The 21,217-nt window shown below is 38.6% G+C and carries 15 protein-coding genes; 12 read left to right on the top strand and 3 right to left on the bottom strand.

The features are described 5' to 3' along the window. Window positions 1-658 precede the first annotated feature (658 nt). The 7 genes from sdhC (at window position 659) to lpdA (ending at window position 10,184) form a co-directional block, all read left to right on the top strand. Window positions 659-1,060, top strand: a complete 402-nt coding sequence (gene sdhC, locus P256_RS04560; RefSeq protein ID WP_171068503.1) for a succinate dehydrogenase, cytochrome b556 subunit — start codon at window positions 659-661, stop codon at window positions 1,058-1,060. Continuing rightward, window positions 1,060-1,428: a succinate dehydrogenase, hydrophobic membrane anchor protein gene (gene sdhD, locus P256_RS04555; RefSeq protein ID WP_023272507.1), complete on the top strand. Its 369-nt coding sequence runs from the start codon at window positions 1,060-1,062 to the stop codon at window positions 1,426-1,428. The genes sdhC and sdhD overlap by 1 nt, the downstream gene beginning before the upstream one ends. A 16-nt stretch (window positions 1,429-1,444) precedes the next feature. Further along, complete coding sequence (locus P256_RS04550; protein WP_023272506.1) at window positions 1,445-3,340, top strand: FAD-dependent oxidoreductase; 1,896 nt, start codon at window positions 1,445-1,447, stop codon at window positions 3,338-3,340. A 13-nt stretch (window positions 3,341-3,353) separates the two neighbouring features. Further along, complete coding sequence (locus tag P256_RS04545) at window positions 3,354-4,064, top strand: succinate dehydrogenase iron-sulfur subunit (RefSeq protein WP_023272505.1); 711 nt, start codon at window positions 3,354-3,356, stop codon at window positions 4,062-4,064. A 559-nt stretch (window positions 4,065-4,623) separates the two neighbouring features. Next, the gene (locus P256_RS04540) at window positions 4,624-7,446 is read left to right on the top strand and encodes a 2-oxoglutarate dehydrogenase E1 component (protein ID WP_023272504.1); all 2,823 of its coding nucleotides are present in this window, start codon (window positions 4,624-4,626) and stop codon (window positions 7,444-7,446) included. Window positions 7,447-7,463: 17 nt separating this feature from the next. Continuing rightward, window positions 7,464-8,684, top strand: a complete 1,221-nt coding sequence (gene odhB, locus P256_RS04535) for a 2-oxoglutarate dehydrogenase complex dihydrolipoyllysine-residue succinyltransferase (protein ID WP_023272503.1) — start codon at window positions 7,464-7,466, stop codon at window positions 8,682-8,684. A 66-nt stretch (window positions 8,685-8,750) separates the two neighbouring features. Next, a complete protein-coding gene (gene lpdA, locus P256_RS04530; RefSeq protein WP_023272502.1) occupies window positions 8,751-10,184 on the top strand; it encodes a dihydrolipoyl dehydrogenase in 1,434 nt (477 codons plus the stop codon). A gap of 256 nt (window positions 10,185-10,440) precedes the next feature. On the opposite strand, the gene trpS is transcribed toward lpdA, so the two are convergent. Continuing rightward, the gene (gene trpS / locus P256_RS04525) at window positions 10,441-11,454 is read right to left on the bottom strand and encodes a tryptophan--tRNA ligase (protein WP_023272501.1); all 1,014 of its coding nucleotides are present in this window, start codon (window positions 11,452-11,454) and stop codon (window positions 10,441-10,443) included. Between the two features lie 195 nt (window positions 11,455-11,649). Between trpS and P256_RS04520 the strand changes: the two genes are divergently transcribed. From P256_RS04520 to P256_RS04510, 3 genes are read left to right on the top strand one after another with little or no spacing between them, the layout of a single operon-like run. After that, window positions 11,650-12,558, top strand: coding sequence for a DUF808 domain-containing protein (locus P256_RS04520; protein WP_023272500.1), 909 nt, complete (start codon window positions 11,650-11,652; stop codon window positions 12,556-12,558). A 22-nt stretch (window positions 12,559-12,580) separates the two neighbouring features. Then, on the top strand, window positions 12,581-13,480 hold the full coding sequence (ypfJ, locus tag P256_RS04515; protein WP_023272499.1) for a KPN_02809 family neutral zinc metallopeptidase: 900 nt from the start codon (window positions 12,581-12,583) through the stop codon (window positions 13,478-13,480). 45 nt (window positions 13,481-13,525) lie between these two features. Further along, window positions 13,526-15,025, top strand: coding sequence for a cation:proton antiporter (locus tag P256_RS04510; protein ID WP_023272498.1), 1,500 nt, complete (start codon window positions 13,526-13,528; stop codon window positions 15,023-15,025). Between the two features lie 57 nt (window positions 15,026-15,082). Here the strand turns inward: P256_RS04510 and P256_RS04505 are convergent, their stop codons facing one another. Together P256_RS04505 and P256_RS04500 are read right to left on the bottom strand one after the other, a co-directional pair. Further along, entirely contained in the window at window positions 15,083-17,491 is a 2,409-nt protein-coding gene (locus P256_RS04505; protein WP_023272497.1) for a membrane-bound PQQ-dependent dehydrogenase, glucose/quinate/shikimate family, read from the bottom strand. Window positions 17,492-17,758: 267 nt separating this feature from the next. Then, a complete protein-coding gene (locus tag P256_RS04500) occupies window positions 17,759-17,953 on the bottom strand; it encodes a heavy-metal-associated domain-containing protein (protein WP_023272496.1) in 195 nt (64 codons plus the stop codon). Window positions 17,954-18,085: 132 nt separating this feature from the next. Here P256_RS04500 and P256_RS04495 point away from each other — a divergent pair, with 132 nt between their 5' ends. Beyond that, entirely contained in the window at window positions 18,086-20,767 is a 2,682-nt protein-coding gene (locus P256_RS04495) for a heavy metal translocating P-type ATPase (RefSeq protein WP_023272495.1), read from the top strand. Between the two features lie 15 nt (window positions 20,768-20,782). Next, on the top strand, window positions 20,783-21,196 hold the full coding sequence (gene cueR / locus P256_RS04490) for a Cu(I)-responsive transcriptional regulator (RefSeq protein WP_023272494.1): 414 nt from the start codon (window positions 20,783-20,785) through the stop codon (window positions 21,194-21,196). Window positions 21,197-21,217 lie beyond the last annotated feature (21 nt).

Here is a 21,217-nt window from a genome sequence, read left to right as displayed (position 1 = left end):
ATATTGTATGCAAAATAAACATATCTTGTCCTTATGCCTTCCAATGTACAGCAAGATAAGGGAAGAAATATAGTGTTTTATGCATTAGGCATGATGAAGAATAAGCTAAAATAAGTGATAAATTGATGTTTTTTTAAACTCTAAAGTCTCAGGAATGTAGATAAATAAAGGGTTCTGCTTTAGAAATATTTAGTAAAACTTTTTTGTAACGGTGGTACTTTTTGTCAAAAAAAAGATTAAAAAAAATACATTCAATTTCATAAAATGATCATATTTCTCAGATAAGGTGAATTAAAACAAAGGTTAACCTTGCCTAAAAGTAGGTAATAAATTTAATGCAAAAAAAAATAAAGATGCAAAAAGTCAATAAATTTATGTGATATATCAAAATATGAGAAAATAAAAGATTTTAAAAATAAAAATAGCTTATTGATTCTTGAAGTTTTAAATTGGGAAAGTGCTTTATTTGTGTTTTTATAAATGATTATTATTTAAATAAAATTGTTTGTTTTTAGATCGAATGGCTTGTTTGAAATTTGTCAAGAGCCGTTCTATAATTCAAAGACGTAGAAAAGAATTTAGGCATGATGCCTAAATAATATGCTAGCTTTCCTTTGAATTAATCTAACAAACTCCAGAAGGAGTTTTTACTTACAGGATGCCCGCTGTGAAAAGCAACAGACCTGTCAATTTGTCCATGGGACAGGTGTTAGCGGTTAACTTACGCTCTCCCGTGGCTATTGCATCAATCCTACACCGTTTGTCAGGTGTAATCGTATTCTTGTTGGTTCCAGTACTTTTATGGATATTGGATAAGTCATTGTCTTCTCCTGAAGGCTTTACTTATGTGAAAGAACAAATTTTCGGAAGTTTCTTCGTACGCCTTATTGTCTGGGCTTTTGTTGCAGGTCTGATTTACCATTTTATTATGGGAATGAAGCACTTGTTTGCAGATCTCGGGTTTAATGAGGAACTACAGAGTGGTCGAGTGGCAGCTACAGTTTCATTGGGCTTGTCTGCGATTGGGATAATCGCAGCGTTTATATGGATCGTAATCTAATGAAAAGTGCTACAGGTTTAACAGGTTCAGGCTCCCGCGATTGGTTTATTCAACGTATAAGCGCAATCGTATTAGCGGCATATACTGTCATTGTATTTGGGTGGATCTTGTTTCATAGCGGTTTTAGTTATGAGCAGTGGTCTGGTTTTATGATGACGCTTCCAATGAAGGTTTTCTCATTGCTTGCGATTCTTTCTTTAGTTGCTCATGGATGGATTGGTATGTGGCAAGTCTTTACAGACTATGTTACGACACGTCACATGGGGCCATCTGCATCGGGTTTGCGCTTGGTTCTGACGACAGCAGTGATTATTGCTGTATTCGTTTATGCAATCTGGGGTATCCAGATTTTTTGGGCAAACCGATAGATAGGAAGACATCATCATGGGCGCAATTACTCCCAAAGAAAATTATTCTAATATTCAAAATTTAACATTTGATGCTGTCATCGTTGGTGGTGGTGGCTCAGGTATGAGAGCCGCGTATCAACTTGCTCAAGCAGGTTTGAAAGTTGCTGTACTTACCAAGGTGTTTCCAACACGTTCGCATACAGTTGCTGCTCAAGGTGGTATTGGTGCATCACTTGGAAACATGCAAGAAGACAATTGGCATTATCACTTTTATGACACAGTAAAAGGTTCAGATTGGTTAGGTGACCAAGATGCAATCGAGTTTATGTGCCGTGAAGCGCCTAAAGTTGTTTATGAACTTGAACACATGGGTATGCCATTTGACCGCAATAACGATGGTACAATTTACCAACGTCCATTTGGTGGTCACTCTGCAAATTATGGTGAAAAAGCGGTACCACGCGCATGTGCGGCAGCAGACCGTACAGGGCATGCATTACTACATACGCTATATCAAAGCAATGTGAAAATGGGTACACAGTTTTTCGTAGAGTGGATTGCACTTGACCTGATTCGTAATGAGGAAGGTGATGTTCTGGGCGTAACTGCTTACGATCAAGAAACGGGTGACATTGCAGTATTCCAAGCAAAAGCGACATTGTTTGCAACTGGTGGAGCAGGTCGTGTATACCGTGCATCGACCAATGCCTATATTAATACAGGTGATGGTTTAGGTATGGCTGCACGTGCAGGAATTCCATTACAAGATATGGAGTTTTGGCAGTTCCATCCAACAGGTGTTGCTGGCGCAGGCGTACTTCTGACAGAAGGTTGTCGTGGTGAGGGTGCAATTTTAAGAAATAAAGATGGCGAACCATTTATGGAGCGCTATGCACCGACACTAAAAGACCTTGCACCACGTGACTTTGTATCGCGTTCTATGGACCAAGAAATTAAAGAAGGTCGTGGATGTGGACCGAAAGGTGATTATATCTTGTTAGATATGACGCATTTGGGTGCAGATACCATCATGAAGCGTTTGCCATCTGTGTTTGAAATTGGCAAAAAGTTTGCAAATGTAGATATTACAAAAGAGCCAATTCCTGTTGTACCAACTATTCATTATCAAATGGGTGGTATTCCAACCAATATTCATGGTCAAGTGGTTATTCCAGTGGGTGAACAAGATGCTTCACTTGAAGCAGGCTATGATGTTGCTGAAGATAAATATGAAAGTAATAGTCAGCGTAACTTTACCCAACCTGTAAAAGGTTTATATGCGATTGGCGAGTGCTCATGTGTATCTGTACATGGTGCAAACCGTTTGGGTACAAACTCTTTACTCGATTTAGTCGTATTTGGTAAAGCAGCAGGCGAGCATATCATCGATTATGTGACCAAGCATCATGGTGATGAATACACGCCATTGCCAACGAATGTTTTAGAAAAAACATTGGCACGTGTAAATAAATTGGATAGTTCGGCATCGGGTGAAAATGCACAAGATGTTGCTGATGCGATTCGTGACATTGTACAAGATCATGCAGGTGTATTCCGTACACAAGCATTACTTGATAAGGGTGTTAAAGAAATCTTAGCGCTTGAACCACGTGTTCGAAATATTCATTTAAAAGACAAATCTAAAGTATTTAATACTGCACGTATTGAAGCATTAGAAGTTGAAAATCTGTATGAAGTTGCAAAAGCAACGCTTATTTCTGCGGCAGCACGTAAAGAATGTCGTGGAGCACATACGGTTGTAGACTATGAACTACCTGCAGATCATCCAACGTACTCTTACGGACGCCGTGATGACGAATGGATGAAGCATACACTTTGGTATGCCGCAGATAACCATTTAGAGTACAAGCCAGTGCGGTATTCGCCGTTAACTGTTGATGCTATTCAACCGAAGCCACGTACATTCTAATTGGGAGATAGAAATGAGTAGAGGAACCCGTATTTTCGAAATCTACCGCTATGATCCTGATAAGGATAAAGCGCCGTACATGCAAACTTTTAAGTTAGAGCTTACAGATAAACATCGTATGTTATTAGATGCTTTACTGGCTTTAAAAGTTCAAGATGAAACGTTAACGTTTAGACGTTCTTGCCGTGAAGGTATTTGTGGCTCGGATGGTGTAAATATTAATGGTAAAAATGGCTTGGCTTGTTTGCAAAACTTAAATGATTTGCCGAAAAAAATAGTTATCCGACCTTTACCAGGCTTGCCTGTGATTAAAGATCTTGTTGTAGATATGAATCAGTTTTATGATCAGTATGACAAGATTCAACCATTTTTAATTAACAATCAACCTGCACCACCAAAAGAGCGCTTGCAAACACCTGAAGAGCGTGAGCATTTGAATGGTCTGTACGAGTGTATTTTATGTGCGTGTTGTTCGACCTCTTGTCCTTCATTTTGGTGGAATCCAGATAAATTTTTAGGGCCATCCGCATTGCTCAATGCCTATCGCTTTATTATTGACTCTCGTGATACAGCGACTGCTGACCGTTTAGCACGTTTAGATGACCCATTTAGCTTATTCCGCTGTAAAGGAATTATGAATTGTGTCTCTGTTTGCCCTAAAGGGTTAAACCCAACAAAGGCTATTGGTCATATTCGTAATATGCTTTTAGATCAAGCGGGTTAATGTGTTGTAAGTAGAGGCGCACTTCGGTGCGCTTTTATTTTATTTATGTAATTTAGTGGCCTTTAATAACGCATTTTTCTTGAAAAAAAGGTGTACTCGGCTCAACATTAGAAATAGTGATAATCATGGGTCATTTATTCATGAAATCCTGATGACAAAAGGCGTAACAAGCGAAAGTAGCTGTGATAGAATTTCCGAACAAGAACATTGAAAAAAGCCATCTTAGCCATGCTATATAGTGTGAGAGAATAGTAAAGTGTACACAAGGATTGAGTCGCTTTAGAAAAGCTAAATAGTGGTTTATTTTTTCTAAGTCGATTAGTAAAAATTGCACGATTTTATACAAGGTATAAATGAGCGGTGTGATGTATAAAGTGAGATGAATTTCTCATTGGGCACATTAGGTGAGTATTTGATCTAATGTATACACTGTATTGCCCGTATATCATTTTAGTCGGGCATAATAATAAGTGTATTTTTACATTATTGACACGATCGATCATGGGTTGCCTCACGAGTAGCCTGTAAATGTTTTTGCAACAAGGAAATGGGTCCAAAAATGCAAGAAGTTGCTGACGCACTGCGTCTCGATACTGAACTTTCAGCTGATAGTGCAGCATATATTGAAGAATTATATGAACAGTACTTAACTTCTCCATCTACAGTCACTGAAGACTGGCGTAAGTATTTCGATAAATATCCCAAGGGCGATCAACCACATGGAACTGTGCGTGAACAATTTTTATTACTCGGTCGAAACTCGAATCGTGGCCAACCAATTGGACAAAGTACGGTAAGTACAGAGCATGAGCGTCGCCAAGTTGGTGTTTTACAACTCATCGCAGCATATCGTAATCGCGGTCATCAAAAAGCACGTTTAGACCCTTTGGGCATTGCAACTCGTGAAGAAGTACCCGATTTAGAGCTTAATGCACATGGCCTCACGAAGTCTGATTTAGATACAATATTTAATACAGGTAACTTGGCTATTGGTAAAAGTGATGCCACTTTAGGCGAAATGGTAGATGCGATGGAAGCAACCTACTGTCAGTCTATTGGTGCTGAATATATGCACATTGTAAATACTGTTGAAAAGCGTTGGATTCAACAGCGTTTAGAAGGTGCAAAAGGTCAGTTTGACTTTTCGGCAAGTCAGAAAAAGCATGTATTAGAGCGTTTGACTGCCGCGGAAGGTTTAGAAAAATATTTAGGGAATAAGTTCGTTGGTGCAAAACGTTTTGGTGTAGAAGGCGGTGAGTCTTTTATACCTATGGTTAATGAACTGATTCAACGTGCTGGTGCGGTTGGGTGTAAAGAGGTTGTTATTGGGATGCCTCACCGTGGGCGTTTAAACCTTTTAGTCAACATTATGGGTAAAAACCCTGCCGATCTCTTCGGTGAGTTTGAAGGGAAATCATTAACGAAGAAAGGTTCTGGTGATGTGAAGTATCATCAAGGATTCTCGTCAAATGTGGTGACACCGGGTGGTGAAGTCCATCTTGCACTTGCATTTAACCCATCGCATTTAGAGATTGTTGGGCCTGTGGTTGAAGGTTCGGTAAGAGCACGTCAAGTACGCCGTAAAGATATTGGCGGTGACGATGTTCTACCAATTATTGTACATGGCGATGCTGCATTTGCAGGTCAGGGTGTAAATATGGAAACCTTCCAAATGTCACAAACACGTGGCTATACGGTAGGTGGCACAGTACATATTGTAGTAAACAACCAAGTTGGTTTTACAACATCCAACCCTAAAGATGCGCGTTCAACTGAATATTGTACAGACATCGCAAAAATGGTTCAGTCACCAATATTTCATGTGAACGGTGATGACCCTGAAGCTGTTGTATTTATTTCTCAGCTTGCACATGACTTCCGTCATACGTTCCGTAAAGATGTAGTGATTGACTTGTTCTGTTATCGTCGTCGTGGTCACAATGAAGCAGATGAGCCATCTGCAACTCAGCCAATGATGTATAAAGTCATTAGTAAGAAGCCAACGACACGTACGTTGTATGCAGATAAACTGGTACAAGATCAGGTCTTAGATCGTGATGAAGCGGACAAAATGATTGAGCATTATCGCTCAGATTTGGAAGCAGGTAAGCATGTTGCCAATGCACTTGTACTTGAACCAAATACAAAAATGTTTGTCGATTGGAAGCCTTATCTTGGTTTAGATTATACAGACAATTGGGATACTTCTTTTGATATCGAGCGTTTAAAAGAGCTTGGACGTAGAATGCATACCTTACCTGAAGGGTTTGAAATGCAGCGCCAAGTATCGAAAGTCATTGATGAACGCTTAAAAATGCAAACAGGTGAAACACCACTAAATTGGGGTGCTGCGGAAACTTTAGCGTATGCAACTATTCTAGATGATGGTTATCTTGTGCGTATTAGTGGTGAAGATGTTGGACGTGGTACGTTCTCACACCGCCATGCAAAATTACATAACCAAAAAGATGGTTCTGAATATTTACCGCTTTGCCATATTAAAGAAAATCAGCCACGTTTTGCACTTTGGGATTCTTTACTTTCTGAAGAAGCTGTTCTTGCATTTGAATATGGTTATGCAACGACTCAACCACATGCATTGGTTGTTTGGGAAGCACAATTTGGTGACTTTGCTAACTGTGCACAGGTTGTGATTGATCAGTTTATTGCATCTGGTGAGACCAAGTGGGAGCGTGTGTGTGGCTTGGCAATGCTATTACCACATGGCTTTGAAGGGCAAGGGCCTGAGCACTCATCTGCACGTTTAGAACGCTTTTTGCAACTTTGTGCAGAAGACAATATGCAAGTGGTTACACCAACGACACCTGCACAGATTTTCCATCTTTTACGCCGCCAAGCTGTGCGTCCAATTCGTAAACCACTGATTGTGATGTCACCTAAGTCTTTATTACGTCATAAACAAGCGGTATCGAGTTTAGAAGAGCTTGCTCAAGGGCAATTCCAAACAGTCATTGATGAAGTAGATGCATTGAATAAGTCTGACGTAAGTCGCGTTGTGCTGTGCGGTGGTAAAGTCTACTATGATATTTTAGAAAAACGCCGTGAAGAAAACTTAGAAAATGTCGCAGTAGTACGCGTTGAGCAGTTATATCCATATCCAGAAAAACGCCTTGCGGAAGTACTTGAGTCATATCCAAACGCAAAAGATGTAGTTTGGTGTCAAGAAGAGCCACAAAACCAAGGTGCTTGGCACTTTATTGCACCGCGTTTATTCGATGGTTTCATGACTGCTGGAAAACAAATTAAACTTCATTTTGCAGGACGCCAAGCATCAGCAGCCCCTGCATGTGGTTCACCATATTTGCATGCAAAACAACAAGCTCAGCTTATTTCTGACGCGCTGGCGCTTGAAGCTGAATAATCAGGAGAAGTAGTATAATGGCAACCGAAATTAAGGCACCGGTATTCCCAGAGTCAGTAGCAGATGGAACAATAGCTACATGGCATAAGCAAGTAGGTGAAGCTGTATCACGTGACGAAGTCATTTGTGATATTGAAACAGATAAAGTGGTGCTTGAAGTTGTTGCTCCTGCAGATGGTAGCTTAGTTGCAATTGTCAAAAATGAAGGTGATACGGTACTTTCAAATGAAGTCATTGCACAGTTTGAAGAAGGTGCTGCTGCACAGGCTACACCTCAATCTGCTGATGTTAAAGAAACTGTAAAAGCTGCGACAGCACAAACTGAAGCAGGTGCTTCTGCAATTGTTGAGCGTGAACAAGTACAGGGTCAAGCACCTTCAGTACGTAAAGCATTGACTGAAACAGGAATTGCAGCAGAAGAAGTACAAGGTACAGGTCGCGGCGGTCGTATTACAAAAGAAGATGTTGTAAATCATCAAAGTAAGCCTGCTACTGTAGCAACGCCTGCAACAGCACCGCTGAGTATGGCTGTCGGTGAGCGTATTGAAAAACGTGTACCAATGACACGTTTGAGAAAGCGTGTTGCTGAGAGACTGCTGTCCGCAACGCAAGAAACGGCAATGTTAACGACATTTAATGAAGTCAACATGAAACCAATCATGGACATGCGTAAGCAATACAAAGATGCTTTTGAGAAGCGCCATGGTTCACGTTTAGGGTTTATGTCTTTCTTCGTAAAAGCCGTGACAGAAGCGCTAAAACGTTATCCTGCGGTAAATGCATCGATTGATGGCGATGATATTGTTTATCATGGTTATTATGATATTGGTGTTGCTGTTTCATCTGAGCGTGGTTTGGTTGTTCCTGTACTTCGTGATACAGACCGTTTGAGTTATGCTGAAGTTGAATCAGGCATTCGTGGTTATGCTGAAAAAGCACGCGATGGCAAGTTATCTATTGATGAAATGACGGGTGGAACATTTACCATTACTAATGGTGGAACTTTTGGTTCATTGCTTTCAACACCTATTTTGAACCAGCCACAAACTGGTATTTTAGGTATGCATAAAATTCAAGAACGTCCTATGGCCGTAAATGGTCAAGTGGTTATTTTACCAATGATGTATCTTGCATTGTCTTATGATCACCGTATGATTGATGGTAAGGAAGCTGTTGGGTTTTTAGTAACAGTGAAAGAGCTTTTAGAAGAGCCAGCAAAACTGATTCTTGACCTTTAATTTTTAAACAAATAGCGATAAAACCACAATAAGTTAAACCACTTATTGTGGTCTATGGAGATAAGTATGTCTCAACAGTTTGATCTTGTTGTGATTGGCGGTGGGCCAGGCGGTTATGAAGCTGCAATTCGTGCAGCACAACTAGGCTTTAAAGTTGCCTGTATTGAAAAGCGTATTCACAATGGAAAACCATCTTTAGGTGGTACATGCTTAAACGTTGGTTGTATCCCATCTAAAGCGTTACTTGATTCATCGCACCGTTTTGAATCTACACAACATGAACTTGCAGACCATGGTATTACAACAGGAGAAGTATCTCTTGATCTTGCAAAATTACTTGCTAGAAAAGATAAAGTTGTAGATCAGCTTACAGGTGGTGTTGCTCAATTACTTAAAGGTAATGATATTGAGTGGTTGCAAGGTATGGGTAAATTACTTGCGGGTAAAAAGGTAGAGTTTGTTCCACATGAAGGTGAAACACAAATCTTAGCACCGAAGTATGTAATTTTGGCTTCAGGCTCTGTACCTGTGAATATTCCTGTTGCACCTGTAGACCAAGACTTAATTGTAGATTCAACAGGCGCATTAAGTTTCCCTGAAGTACCAAAGCGTTTAGGTGTAATTGGTGCTGGTGTAATTGGCTTAGAGTTAGGTTCAGTTTGGCGTCGTTTGGGTGCAGAAGTTGTTGTGTTTGAGGCAATGGATGCATTTTTACCAATGGCAGATAAAGCATTGGCTAAAGACTATCAAAAAATTCTGAAAAAACAGGGTCTAGATATTCGTATTGGTGCAAAAGTTGCTGGTACAGAAGTGAATGACCGTGAAGTTATTGTTAAATATACTCAAAATGGTCAGGAACAGACTGAAACCTTTGATAAGCTTATTGTTTGTGTAGGGCGTAAGCCGTATGCAGCAGGTCTGCTTGCAGAAGACTCAGGTGTTAAAGTTACAGATCGCGGTTTTGTTGAAGTCAATGATCATTGTGCGACATCTATTGAAGGTGTATATGCAATTGGTGACCTTGTACGTGGTCCAATGCTTGCACATAAAGCGATGGAAGAAGGTGTTATGGCTGTTGAGCGTATGCATGGTCATGCGGCGCAAGTAAACTATGACACAATCATTAGTGTAATTTATACACATCCTGAAGCTGCATGGGTTGGTTTAACTGAAGAAGCTGCGAAAGAGCAAGGGCATGAAGTTAAAGCAGGTCAATTCCCATTTGCTGTGAATGGTCGTGCATTGGCTGCAGGTGAAAGTGCAGGTTTTGTGAAGTTTGTTGCTGATGCAAAGACGGATCGTCTATTGGGCATGCATGTGGTTGGACCATGTGCATCTGATATCGTACATCAAGGTATGATTGCGCTAGAATTCGTTTCTTCAGTAGAAGATTTACAGTTAATGACGTTTGGTCATCCAACTTTTTCAGAAGTCGTTCACGAAGCTGCACTTGCTGTAGATGGTCGTGCGATTCATGCGATTCAGCGTAAGCGCAAATAAAAATATTATCGATTTGAAAAAGCAGTCTTTTATAGGCTGCTTTTTTATTTGTAAAAAATACAGATAAAAAAATACGCAATGGTTGGGGAGCCACTGCGTATAACAACGAAACTAAAATCGTTTTCTTTATATAAAAAGAATAGCGGTAATAGCTGTATTGTTCAGTCACAGTTATGTGATTAAGTGTGACTGTCTGTAAATTTAAAATTCAAATATATTATACATTTAGATAATTGTGTGATTTAGTTTGCACTAATTAAAATCTAAACATACCAAGACCAGACTTTATCTCATCTAATGTGTTTTGTGTAACGATCTGACACTTCCTAGTTCCTTCTTGTAATACATCCATAATGTAGTCAGGATCTTTAGAAAGTTCATTACGGCGTTCGCGTATTGGTTCGATAAGCTCTTTTAAGATACCTTCTAAACGTTTCTTAACAGTACCATCACCTAGACCACCACGACGATAGTGTGCTTTGAGTTCTTTAAGTTCTTCTTTATTTGTATCGAAAGCATCTAAATAAGTAAATACAACATTGCCTTCTACCTGACCTGGATCTTCAATGCGGAGATGGTTAGGGTCTGTATACATCGAATTTACAGCTTTCTTAATATCTTTATCTGTTGCATTCAGTACAATGGTGTTGCCAAGTGATTTAGACATTTTTGCTTTGCCATCAAAGCCAGGAAGACGTCCAACATTCGACAAAAGTGTTTTACATTCAGGAAGGATATCGTTTCCAATTTGTCTATTTACACGACGAATAATTTCATTGGTTTGTTCAATCATTGGTATTTGATCTTCACCAACAGGAACAACTGTTGCTTTAAATGCAGTAATATCTGCTGCCTGTGCAACTGGGTAGCATAAAAAGCCCGCAGGGATATCACGCTCGAACCCACGCATTTGTATTTCAGACTTAATTGTAGGGTTGCGTTCTAAACGCGCAACAGTCACAAAGTTTAAATACAACATTGTGAGCTCATTTAAAGCAGGTAAGTGAGACTGTACACAAATGGTTGTTTTGCTTGGGTCAATTCCTACAGCGAGGTAATCGGTTGCAACTTCTATAATATTGCGACGAACTTTCTCAAAGTTGTCTGCGTTATCAGTCAGTGCTTGTGCATCTGCAAGGAGTATGTGCTGATGATGAGAGTCTTGTAAGCCCACGCGAGAACGTAAAGAACCAACAAAATGTCCTAAATGTAACTGCCCTGTTGGACGGTCCCCAGTTAAAATAATTGGACGTTGATTTTCTACTGTCATACTATAATCCTAAAATGAGTGAGCTATTTTAATTTGGAAATGACCATATTGTACGCCATAAAAGTGCATTATGTATAAATGACACAACGAATGCACATCAATAAATAGGCTTTGTATGGATATTGCGATATTTACTATTTAAATAACAAGAAAACAGATTAAAATAAAGTATAAAAACCAAAAAAAGGAACTCTAATGGCTGGTAGTTTACTTCTTTTATTAGATGATATTGCATCTACTTTAGATGATGTTGCCGTCATGAGCAAAGTTGCAGCAAAAAAAACAGCAGGTGTGTTAGGTGATGACTTAGCATTGAATGCGCAACAAGTGACAGGTGTTAAAGCAGATCGTGAATTATCTGTCGTTTGGTCTGTTGCAAAAGGCTCTTTTATTAATAAATGTATTCTTGTTCCACTAGCACTTGTGATTAGTGTTTTTGCAGCATGGCTGATTAATCCGCTTTTGGTGATAGGTGGTTTATTCCTTTGTTATGAGGGGGTTGAAAAAGTATTGCATGCTTTCCAAAGTAAAAAAGGAAAGTCTGACGAGGAATCAGATCAGATTAGTGTAGATAATTTAGAGCATTATGAAAAAGAAAAAATAAAAGGTGCAGTAAAAACCGATTTTATTTTGTCGGCAGAGATTGTTGTTATTACTTTAGGCACAGTTGCAGATGCACCATTGATGGATAAAGTGATTGTAATGAGTCTAATTTCACTTGTGATGACGATTGGTGTATATGGCTTTGTTGCTTTAATTGTGAAAATTGATGATTTAGGTTTGTATTTAAAAAAGAAAGCAAAAGCATGGCAACAAACGATAGGAAGTTTACTTTTAGGGTTTGCACCAAAGTTAATGAAACTTCTTTCTATTGTTGGAACTGTTGCAATGTTTCTTGTAGGTGGAGGGATTATTACACATGCTGTACCACAAGCACATCATTTAACTGAACATTCTGTCAGTTATGTTGGGTCAATTCCAAACTTTGGTACAATATTAAGTAGTACAACCCCAATGCTTATTAACTTATTACTTGGATTTGTTGCAGGATTGCTTGTCTTTCTTGTGGTTGGGGCTGCCCAAAAAGTATTAAAAAAAGCATAGTAGATATAGAGAAGGTAAACCAATGCGTTGGAAAGATCGAGAGGAAAGCAGCAATGTTGAAGACCGCCGTGGTGGCGGGCTAAAAGCAGGTGGTATTAGTATCCTTGGTATTGTTGTTGCATTTGTTGCGTGGAAATTTTTTGGTGTGAATCCTCAGCAAGCTTATCAGGTTACAAAACAGGTTACTCAGCAACAAGGACAACCTACAAATAAACCACTAGAACATCAAACTGTTGATCAGGCCGAAGCAAAGCAGTTTGCATCTACAGTTTTAGCTGATACTGAAAAAACATGGACGCAAATTTTTCAAGAGAATGGCAAGAAATATACGGACCCAAAACTTGTTTTATATAGCGGTGCAACACAGACAGCATGTGGTGCTGGCCGTGCAGCAATGGGACCTTTTTATTGTCCAACTGATCAAAAAATTTATTTGGACACAACCTTTTTCCAAGAAATGAAAGCAAAAATGGGAATTACGGGGAGTAGTGGTAATACCGAGTTCTCAAGAAAAGATCAGGCAGGGGATTTTGCACTGGCTTATGTCATTGCGCATGAGGTGGGGCATCATGTGCAGAATTTATTAGGTGTATCTGATCAGGTATATAACTTGCGCCGTCAATCGAGTGAGAAAGTAGGGAATCAACTTTCGGTTAAACAAGAATTACAAGCAGATTGTTTTGCAGGGGTTTGGGCAAAACGAACAAATGATCGGGTGAAGTTCTTAGATGAGGGTGATATTCACCAAGCAATGGATGCTGCTGAGAAAATTGGGGATGACTATTTGCAAAAGCGTGCTACTGGGCAAGTTGTCCCAGACAGCTTTACACATGGAACAAGTCAACAGCGTATGCACTGGTTTGATAGGGGCTTTCAATCAGGCAATATCCATGACTGCGATACATTTAATTCAGCAATATAGGAAGACGCTATATTGCTATCTTACTTCTAAGTAAAAGGTACACTTATGGGAAGTTATTTTATATTACAGGTTTTTGCTGTAATTTTTGCATTATCTATTGCAACAACAATATTTAATAAACGTATATTAGGCTTTCCTCAAGCCATAGGTGTACCTATTGTTTCTGCATTGTTGGTTTTTATTTTGCAATGGGGGGCGAGTTTACTTAATGGTAATCAGTTTATTACTATTAATATTCATAATATTGAAAATGCTGTTCGACATATTGATTTTTATGATTTTTTAATTAATGGTGTCATTTGCTTTATTTTAACATCTTCTGCACTTAAATTTAAAATTTCAGATTTGAGGAATCATTGGAAGCCAATTGGTATTTTAGCAACGATTTCTTTAGTGCTTTGTGCTGTACTCTTTGGGGGGATGCTATACGGATTCCAGTTTCTTATTGGTAGTCCTGTCCCATTATTGGTTTTATTGTTATTGGGTTCTGCACTTGGTGCAACAGACCCTATTGGTGTAAAGGGTGTTTTAAGCTCAGTTAGAGCACCACATCATCTTATTGTAAAGTTAGAAGGTGAGTCATTATTTAATGATGCCATGTGTATTGCCGTTTTTATGACTTTACTCAATGTAATTCAAGGCAATCATTTTACATTAGTCGGCACAATAGAAACTTTGCTTTATGAAATTGTTGTGGCTGTCTTAATTGGTTGGGCATTTGGTACAGCCATTTTGCGTTTATTGCGTGGAAAGCATGAACATGAGTCTCTTATTTTAACGACAGCATTATTGGCTTGTGGTTCTTATTTGGTCGCTTTGTTTGCACATGCATCAGCACCAATTGCATGTGTTATTGGTGGGTTAATTGTAGGTAATAAATGGGAAGAGATTTTAGGCGAAAGTGAAACAAGAGAAATTAATCATTTTTGGCATACTGTTGAAGGTATTATTAACTCATTTTTATTTACTTTAATCGGTCTAGAGTTATTTATTCTAGATTTAAATGTAGATATGATTTTAGGTGGTATGGTTGCTTTTATTGTCTTGCATATTTCACGTTTTGCAGCAAACTTCCTCTCTTTTGCTTTCATTCCTGCCTTTAGAAAAAATAGCTATAACGGCAGTTTAACCATTTTAAGCTGGGGTGGCGTACGTGGTGGCATTTCTTTAGCCTTAATTCTTGCAGTTGCAAACCATCCTTCACTCAGCCCATACAGTAGTATTCTTATTGGTTATACGTTTATTAGTGTATTGATGTCAGGTTTAGTATGTGGTTTAGGCTTACCTGCGGTAATGAATGCTTTTTATCATAATCCAAATGAAGAAACGACAGGTTTAAAAGGGTGGTATCAACGTCTATGCCATAAAATGAATCGCACAGGTGTAAAATATATTGTGGGTGAAGATACTGAGGGTAATGAAACAATTAGTATTTATAGTCCTGAACAAAATATTGATGTTGTTGATGCTGATGGTGTAGCTGCTGTATATGACCCAAATAAAGCGAGTGAAGTGAATAAGTTAGAGAATCCAAATAATTTCTAAGGTGACTTTTAAACAAAAAAGCCAGCATAAATGCTGGCTTTTTTGTTTTATCTGATGTTATTGCATATTTTTTGGAAGTTTATATGCAACAAGTGCATCACTTACACCAGTTCGCATAAAGTGGTGACCACCAGCCATAATAACTAGATACTGTTCACCATTAATTGAATAGGTCATAGGTGTTGCTTGTCCACCAGCAGGAAGTGTATCACTCCATAACTCTTTACCTGTGCGAAGGTCTAAAGCACGGATTTTATTGTCAGTTGTTGCAGCAATAAAGATAATGTTCCCAGCCGTTGTAATTGGACCACCATTATTTGGTGTACCAATGTTAATAGGCATATGCGTTGGTAAGTTAAATGGACCATTACGTTCGGCGCTGCCTAATGGATGTTGCCATAAAATTGACTTAGTATGTAGGTCAATGGCAGTGATCATACCGTATGGTGGTTCACTACATAACATGCCTGTAGGACTAAAGAATGCACTAATTTCTACGCCATATGGAGTATCTGCCATTGGACGACCAATACCACCAACAGGTTTATAGTTTTTCGCATCCATCGACTCTAAACCATCTTTGTTGGCTTGAGCACGTGTAATAAGCTGACCATACATTGGGTTATTATTCCAGTTCGCAATAATTACACCGCGGTTACTGTCATAAGAATAGCTACCCCAATCGCTACCGCCATTATTACCTGGGTACATAATGAAAGGTTTGTCTAAACTTGGAGGTGTATCCATACCTTGATAGTTTGCTTGACGATATTTAATACGACAAATCATTTCATCAATTGGTGAAATACCCCACATTTTTGTTTCATTTAAATCTGGGAAACCTAAACGAGGAATATCAACTGAGAATGGTTGAGTTGGCGAACGTGGATCATCTTTTACGCCGTCAGTTGTCGGTACAGGACGTTCTTCTACGCGAGAGAGTGGTTTACCATTTTCACGGTTTAATAAGAATGTTTGTCCAAGTTTTGTCGGCACAAGCATTGCAGGCACAGACTTACCATTTGCATCAGGATAGTCGATAAGTGTTGGTTGAGAACCTAAATCTTGATCCCATACATCTTTATGTACAGTTTGGAATGCCCAACGTAAGTCACCTGTTTTTGCATCTAGTGCAACCATTGCCGCATTTACTTTTTCTTCTTCAGGACTACGCATTGCTGTGTAATGGTCAGCAGCAGCGTTACCCATAGGAATGTAAACAAGACCAAGTTTCTCATCGCTGATCATTGGTGCCCAAGAGTTTGGTGTTCCACGACTATATTCTTGTCCTGGTTTTGGTTCACTATGGTCATTCGGACGTTTCATGTCCCAAGCCCATTTGAATTTACCAGTTTCTGCATCGTAGCCACGAATAACACCAGATGGTGCCCAACGACGTTGGTTATCACGCACTTCGTGGTTTACAATGATTGTATCGTCTACAATCGTAGCAGGTGAAGTTACTGAAACGAATCCTGGTACGGTATAGCCAAGACCTTTATTTAAGTCAGTTGTACCATGGTCGCCAAAGTTGTCACATGGTTGCCCCGTTTCTGCATCTAAAGCAATTAAACGCATGTCTAATGTGCCAACCACAATACGTGTATGGCAAGCTTGACCACGTGGAATGACTTTAGATTCATAGTAAGTTAAGCCACGGCAAGCAGCAGTATACGGAATACTGTCATAAGCAACATTCGATTTGAATTTCCAAACCTCTTTGCCTGTTGCAGGGTCGATACGACTTACATTGTTGGTTGCACTACATACATATAAGCCATTACCGACTTTAATTGGTGTATGTTCAGCAGCCCAAACATCTTTTTTACCTGCAGGCGGTAAATCACCTGTGTGATATACCCAAGCACGTTGTAGGTTTTTAACGTTATCTGCATTAATTTGTTTTAATGGTGAATAACGTGTGCCATCAGCATCACGACCGTAGTATTTCCAATCAGAATCTGATTGTGTAGGGTCGTTGCTTACGTCACCGCTAACCAATGGTTGGTCTGAGATTTCTTGACCTGAACTATAGCTATAATGTGGTACAAATGCACATGCAAGTGCAATTGCAAAGCAAATAACAATAATACCTGTAAGAATACGAGATATTTTTTTGCTTACGCCATGACCGATTTTGGGCAGTAATAATGTAAGAAAAAAAGCGAAGACAGCGAAAATCGCGAGTCGAGGAATCCATCCCCAAAAACGCGAACCTGTTTCGTAGATTGTCCAAATAATAGTTGCAATAAAGAAAGCGCCAAAAATCTTTGCGCCGATGAGTTTGTTTTTGAAAAGTAGTATGCCTGAAAGCACAAGTACCAATCCTGAAATTAAGTAATACCACGAGCCACCAAGTGTAGTGAGGTAAATACCGCCGAACAGTAGAGGTAAAGCGAATAATGTTAAAATAATTGCAAATATTTTAACGGGGACAGAACTACCCTTTGTTGTTTCTATTTCCATATAACCCTCCTAAGAGATTATTTATTTTATTAAATATTCCTTAAAAAATATTTAACTAAAAAAACATAAAATAGATTTATATTTTCATTAAGTACTTTTTTTATTCACTTTTAAGATTTATTTTAAATAATTAATTATTCAATAATTTTGGTTACTAAATAATCTTATTATAAATAATATGATTTTTATTATATAGATATAAATAATGAATTAATATTGAAAGGTCTACAGATAATATAAAATATATTTATTATCTGTAGAATTGTATTATTTTGTAATTGGAGGGAAGCCATCTTCTGTTAATGCTGCTTTTACATTTTCTTCAGTTTCATGAGTGTTTACTGTAACAAGTTTTTTTTCTAAATTGATATCTACTTCAGCATTTTCATCAAGGTCTTTAATAATTGCTGTTACACCACGAGCACAGCCACCACACGTCATATTCGGAATTTCAAATTGCATTTTAAGCACCTTTAGGTTGGTTATGTTGTATGAGTCTAAACCTTACCATAGGGATAAGGTCAAGCTTGACCTTAACATGATGTAAAGGTTTAAACTTACATGTAATGACTAAAGAAAGGCATAGAGGCGTATATGAGCGCTCAAGAATATGAACGATTAGAGTTTACAGTACATGGTATGACATGTGCGTCTTGTGTCGGGCGAGTAGAAAAAGTCCTTCATAAGCAAGAAAATATACAAGATGTAAATGTGAACTTGGCAACTGAGAAAGTTGCAGTTTTAGGGCGGGATTTAAATAAAGAAAAAATAGTTTCAATTATTGAGCGTGCGGGATACGAAGCAATCATGCCACAAACGATGCAAGTCATACTTCATATTGAAGGAATGACATGCGCCTCTTGTGTTGGACGTGTTGAAAAAGTATTGCAAAAACAACAGGGTGTAGAGGCAGTTTCCGTAAATTTAGCGACAGAAAAAGCTGTTATAGAAGGTGTAAATTTACAACCTTTAGTATTGCTTAAAGCAATAGAAAAAGCGGGTTATACAGCATCACAGGTTAATCAAAAGAATAAAACGCTTGATTTGGAAATACAAGGAATGACATGTGCCTCTTGCGTAGGGCGAGTAGAAAAAGCATTGCGTAAGGTGGAAGGGGTAAAAAATGTCTCTGTAAATTTGGCAACTGAGTCGGCTTCTGTTGAAACAGATGAGCATATAGAACCAAAATTATTGGTTCAAATTGTAGAAAAGGCAGGATATGACGCCCAACTTAAAATAAAAAATAATGAAAAAGATGAATCATTGACTGTAAAGAGAGAAGCAGAAGCACAGCTATTTAAACAGGATTTGTTTATTGCATTCATTTGTACGTTGCCTGTTTTTATTCTGGAGATGGGCACACATCTTTCGATGTCTTTTCATAAATTTGTATTAACCCACATTGGGCAACAACTGAGTTGGTATATTCAATTTATTTTGACAACCGTTGTGTTGGTGTTCCCTGGAAGAAGGTTCTATAAAAAAGGTTTACCTGCCTTATGGCGTTTAGCGCCAGACATGAACTCTTTGGTTGCGTTAGGTACATTGGCTGCATATGGCTTTTCTTGTATTGCTACATTTCTACCGAATTTATTACCTCAAAATACAATCAATGTTTACTTTGAAGCTGCGGCTGTCATTGTAACGCTAATTTTATTAGGGCGTTACTTAGAGGCAAAAGCGAAAGGAAAAACATCACAGGCCATAGAGCGTCTTATAGGTATTCAGCCAAAAACAGCCCGCATTTTACAAAATGGTCAACTGAAAGAAGTAGATATTTCAGATGTACACAATGGCATGATTGTGGTTGTTCAAGCTGGGGAAAAGATCGCAGTTGATGGTCTTGTAATTGATGGTCATAGTTTTGTAGATGAGTCTATGATTACAGGTGAACCAATCGCTGTAAAAAAAGACAAAGACAGTCACGTTGTCGCAGGAACTGTAAATCAGCAAGGTATTCTGCATATTCAAGTTAATGCAACAGGTAACGATACGGTACTTTCCCAAATTATTCGTTTAGTTGAAGAGGCACAAAGCTCAAAGTTACCTATTCAGAGTATTGTGAATAAAGTTACTATGTGGTTTGTACCTGTTGTGATTGGCTTGGCAACATTAACCTTTATTGCATGGTTAGTTTTCGGACCGAGCCCAGCATTTTCTTTTGCGCTTGTGAATGCAGTTGCGGTACTTATTATCGCATGCCCTTGTGCAATGGGTTTGGCTACACCAACATCTATTATGGTGAGCACAGGTCGTGGTGCAGAAATGGGTGTGTTATTTCGAAAAGGCGAGGCGTTGCAAACGCTCAAAGAAGCAAAGGTCATTGCCTTTGACAAAACAGGTACACTGACAGAAGGTAAGCCAAAACTAACAGACTTAGATACGATAGATCACCAAAATAAAGATGATGTCTTACAATATATGGCATCCGTCGAGCAATATTCGGAGCATCCTGTTGCTGAGGCAATTGTAAACCATGCAAAGGCACAGCAAATTCCATTGCTTAATTCATCTGAAGTGCGCGTAATTGCAGGCTACGGTATTCAAGCAGTTGTTAATGAAAAGTCTGTATATATTGGTGCAGACCGTTTTATGGAAAAACTAGATTTAGATATAAAGCCTTTTGCAGTTAAAGCTGAACAGCTTGCTGAAGATGGAAAAACGCCTTTTTACATTGCAATTGAAAACTTGGTGGTTGCCATTGTTGCGGTTGCAGATGATATTAAGCCATCGACTTATCGAGCAATTCAATCGTTACATGAGCTTGGGCTGAAAGTGGTGATGATTAGTGGAGATAACTACAAAACGGCACGTGCAATTGCACAAAAACTGAAAATTGACGATGTAATTGCAGAAGTATTGCCACAAGGCAAAGTAGATGCTATTCAAAAATTGCAGCAAACTTATGGAAAGGTAGGTTATGTTGGCGATGGTATTAATGATGCTCCTGCATTGGCAACAGCAGATATTGGTTTAGCTGTAGGTACGGGAACAGATGTTGCGATTGAGTCCGCAGATGTGGTGTTGATGTCTGGTAATTTGCAAACTGTGACGCAGGCAATTGCGTTAAGCAAAGCTACAATTCGCAATATACAACAAAATCTTTTTTGGGCATTTATTTATAATATTGCATTAATTCCAATTGCAGCAGGTGCTTTATATCCTTTTTATCATATATTGTTATTGCCAATGATTTCAGCATTTGCAATGGGATTGTCTTCAGTATTTGTACTGACAAATGCATTGCGTTTAAAGCGTTTTAGTTATCCGATATGAAATAGAGATATATAGATGAATATAGGTGAAGTTTCAAAGAAAACTGGATTGTCTAATAAGATGATCCGTTACTATGAATCTATTGGGCTTTTACCTAAAGTAAAAAGGACAGATGCAGGTTATCGTTTTTATGAACAGGCAGATGTTCAGACATTACAGTTTATATTACATGCAAAAGCATTGAATTTTTCCACAGAGCAAACGAAAGCCTTGTTACAGCTATGGCGCAATAAAGACCGCCATAGTGCAGAAGTAAAGGCATTGGCAACTAAGCATATTGCACAATTGAACACTCAAATTGAGCAACTAAAATCGATGGTATCTGTATTGAAAGAAACTGCTGAATGTTGTTCAGGAAATGAAAATGCAGACTGTCCTATTTTAGAAAAAATAGAGCAGGGTGAGAAAAATATTTGGTTCAGTAAATGAACCTTTATATTCATAAAACAA

The sequence above is a fragment of the Acinetobacter nectaris CIP 110549 genome, from assembly GCF_000488215.1.
Classification (GTDB): domain Bacteria; phylum Pseudomonadota; class Gammaproteobacteria; order Pseudomonadales; family Moraxellaceae; genus Acinetobacter; species Acinetobacter nectaris.
The sequence above is the reverse complement of the archived record's forward strand: the minus strand, read 5'-3'. Positions and strand labels throughout refer to the sequence as shown.

Coding starts and splice junctions, on each gene's coding strand:
- P256_RS04510 (WP_023272498.1), top strand. CDS start 13,526: ATGGGAAGTTATTTTATATTACAGGTTTTTGCTGTAATTTTTGCATTA.
- odhB (WP_023272503.1), top strand. CDS start 7,464: ATGGCAACCGAAATTAAGGCACCGGTATTCCCAGAGTCAGTAGCAGAT.
- P256_RS04505 (WP_023272497.1), bottom strand. CDS start 17,491: ATGGAAATAGAAACAACAAAGGGTAGTTCTGTCCCCGTTAAAATATTT.
- P256_RS04540 (WP_023272504.1), top strand. CDS start 4,624: ATGCAAGAAGTTGCTGACGCACTGCGTCTCGATACTGAACTTTCAGCT.
- cueR (WP_023272494.1), top strand. CDS start 20,783: ATGAATATAGGTGAAGTTTCAAAGAAAACTGGATTGTCTAATAAGATG.
- P256_RS04500 (WP_023272496.1), bottom strand. CDS start 17,953: ATGCAATTTGAAATTCCGAATATGACGTGTGGTGGCTGTGCTCGTGGT.
- P256_RS04495 (WP_023272495.1), top strand. CDS start 18,086: ATGAGCGCTCAAGAATATGAACGATTAGAGTTTACAGTACATGGTATG.
- trpS (WP_023272501.1), bottom strand. CDS start 11,454: ATGACAGTAGAAAATCAACGTCCAATTATTTTAACTGGGGACCGTCCA.
- P256_RS04520 (WP_023272500.1), top strand. CDS start 11,650: ATGGCTGGTAGTTTACTTCTTTTATTAGATGATATTGCATCTACTTTA.
- sdhD (WP_023272507.1), top strand. CDS start 1,060: ATGAAAAGTGCTACAGGTTTAACAGGTTCAGGCTCCCGCGATTGGTTT.
- ypfJ (WP_023272499.1), top strand. CDS start 12,581: ATGCGTTGGAAAGATCGAGAGGAAAGCAGCAATGTTGAAGACCGCCGT.
- lpdA (WP_023272502.1), top strand. CDS start 8,751: ATGTCTCAACAGTTTGATCTTGTTGTGATTGGCGGTGGGCCAGGCGGT.
- sdhC (WP_171068503.1), top strand. CDS start 659: ATGCCCGCTGTGAAAAGCAACAGACCTGTCAATTTGTCCATGGGACAG.
- P256_RS04545 (WP_023272505.1), top strand. CDS start 3,354: ATGAGTAGAGGAACCCGTATTTTCGAAATCTACCGCTATGATCCTGAT.
- P256_RS04550 (WP_023272506.1), top strand. CDS start 1,445: ATGGGCGCAATTACTCCCAAAGAAAATTATTCTAATATTCAAAATTTA.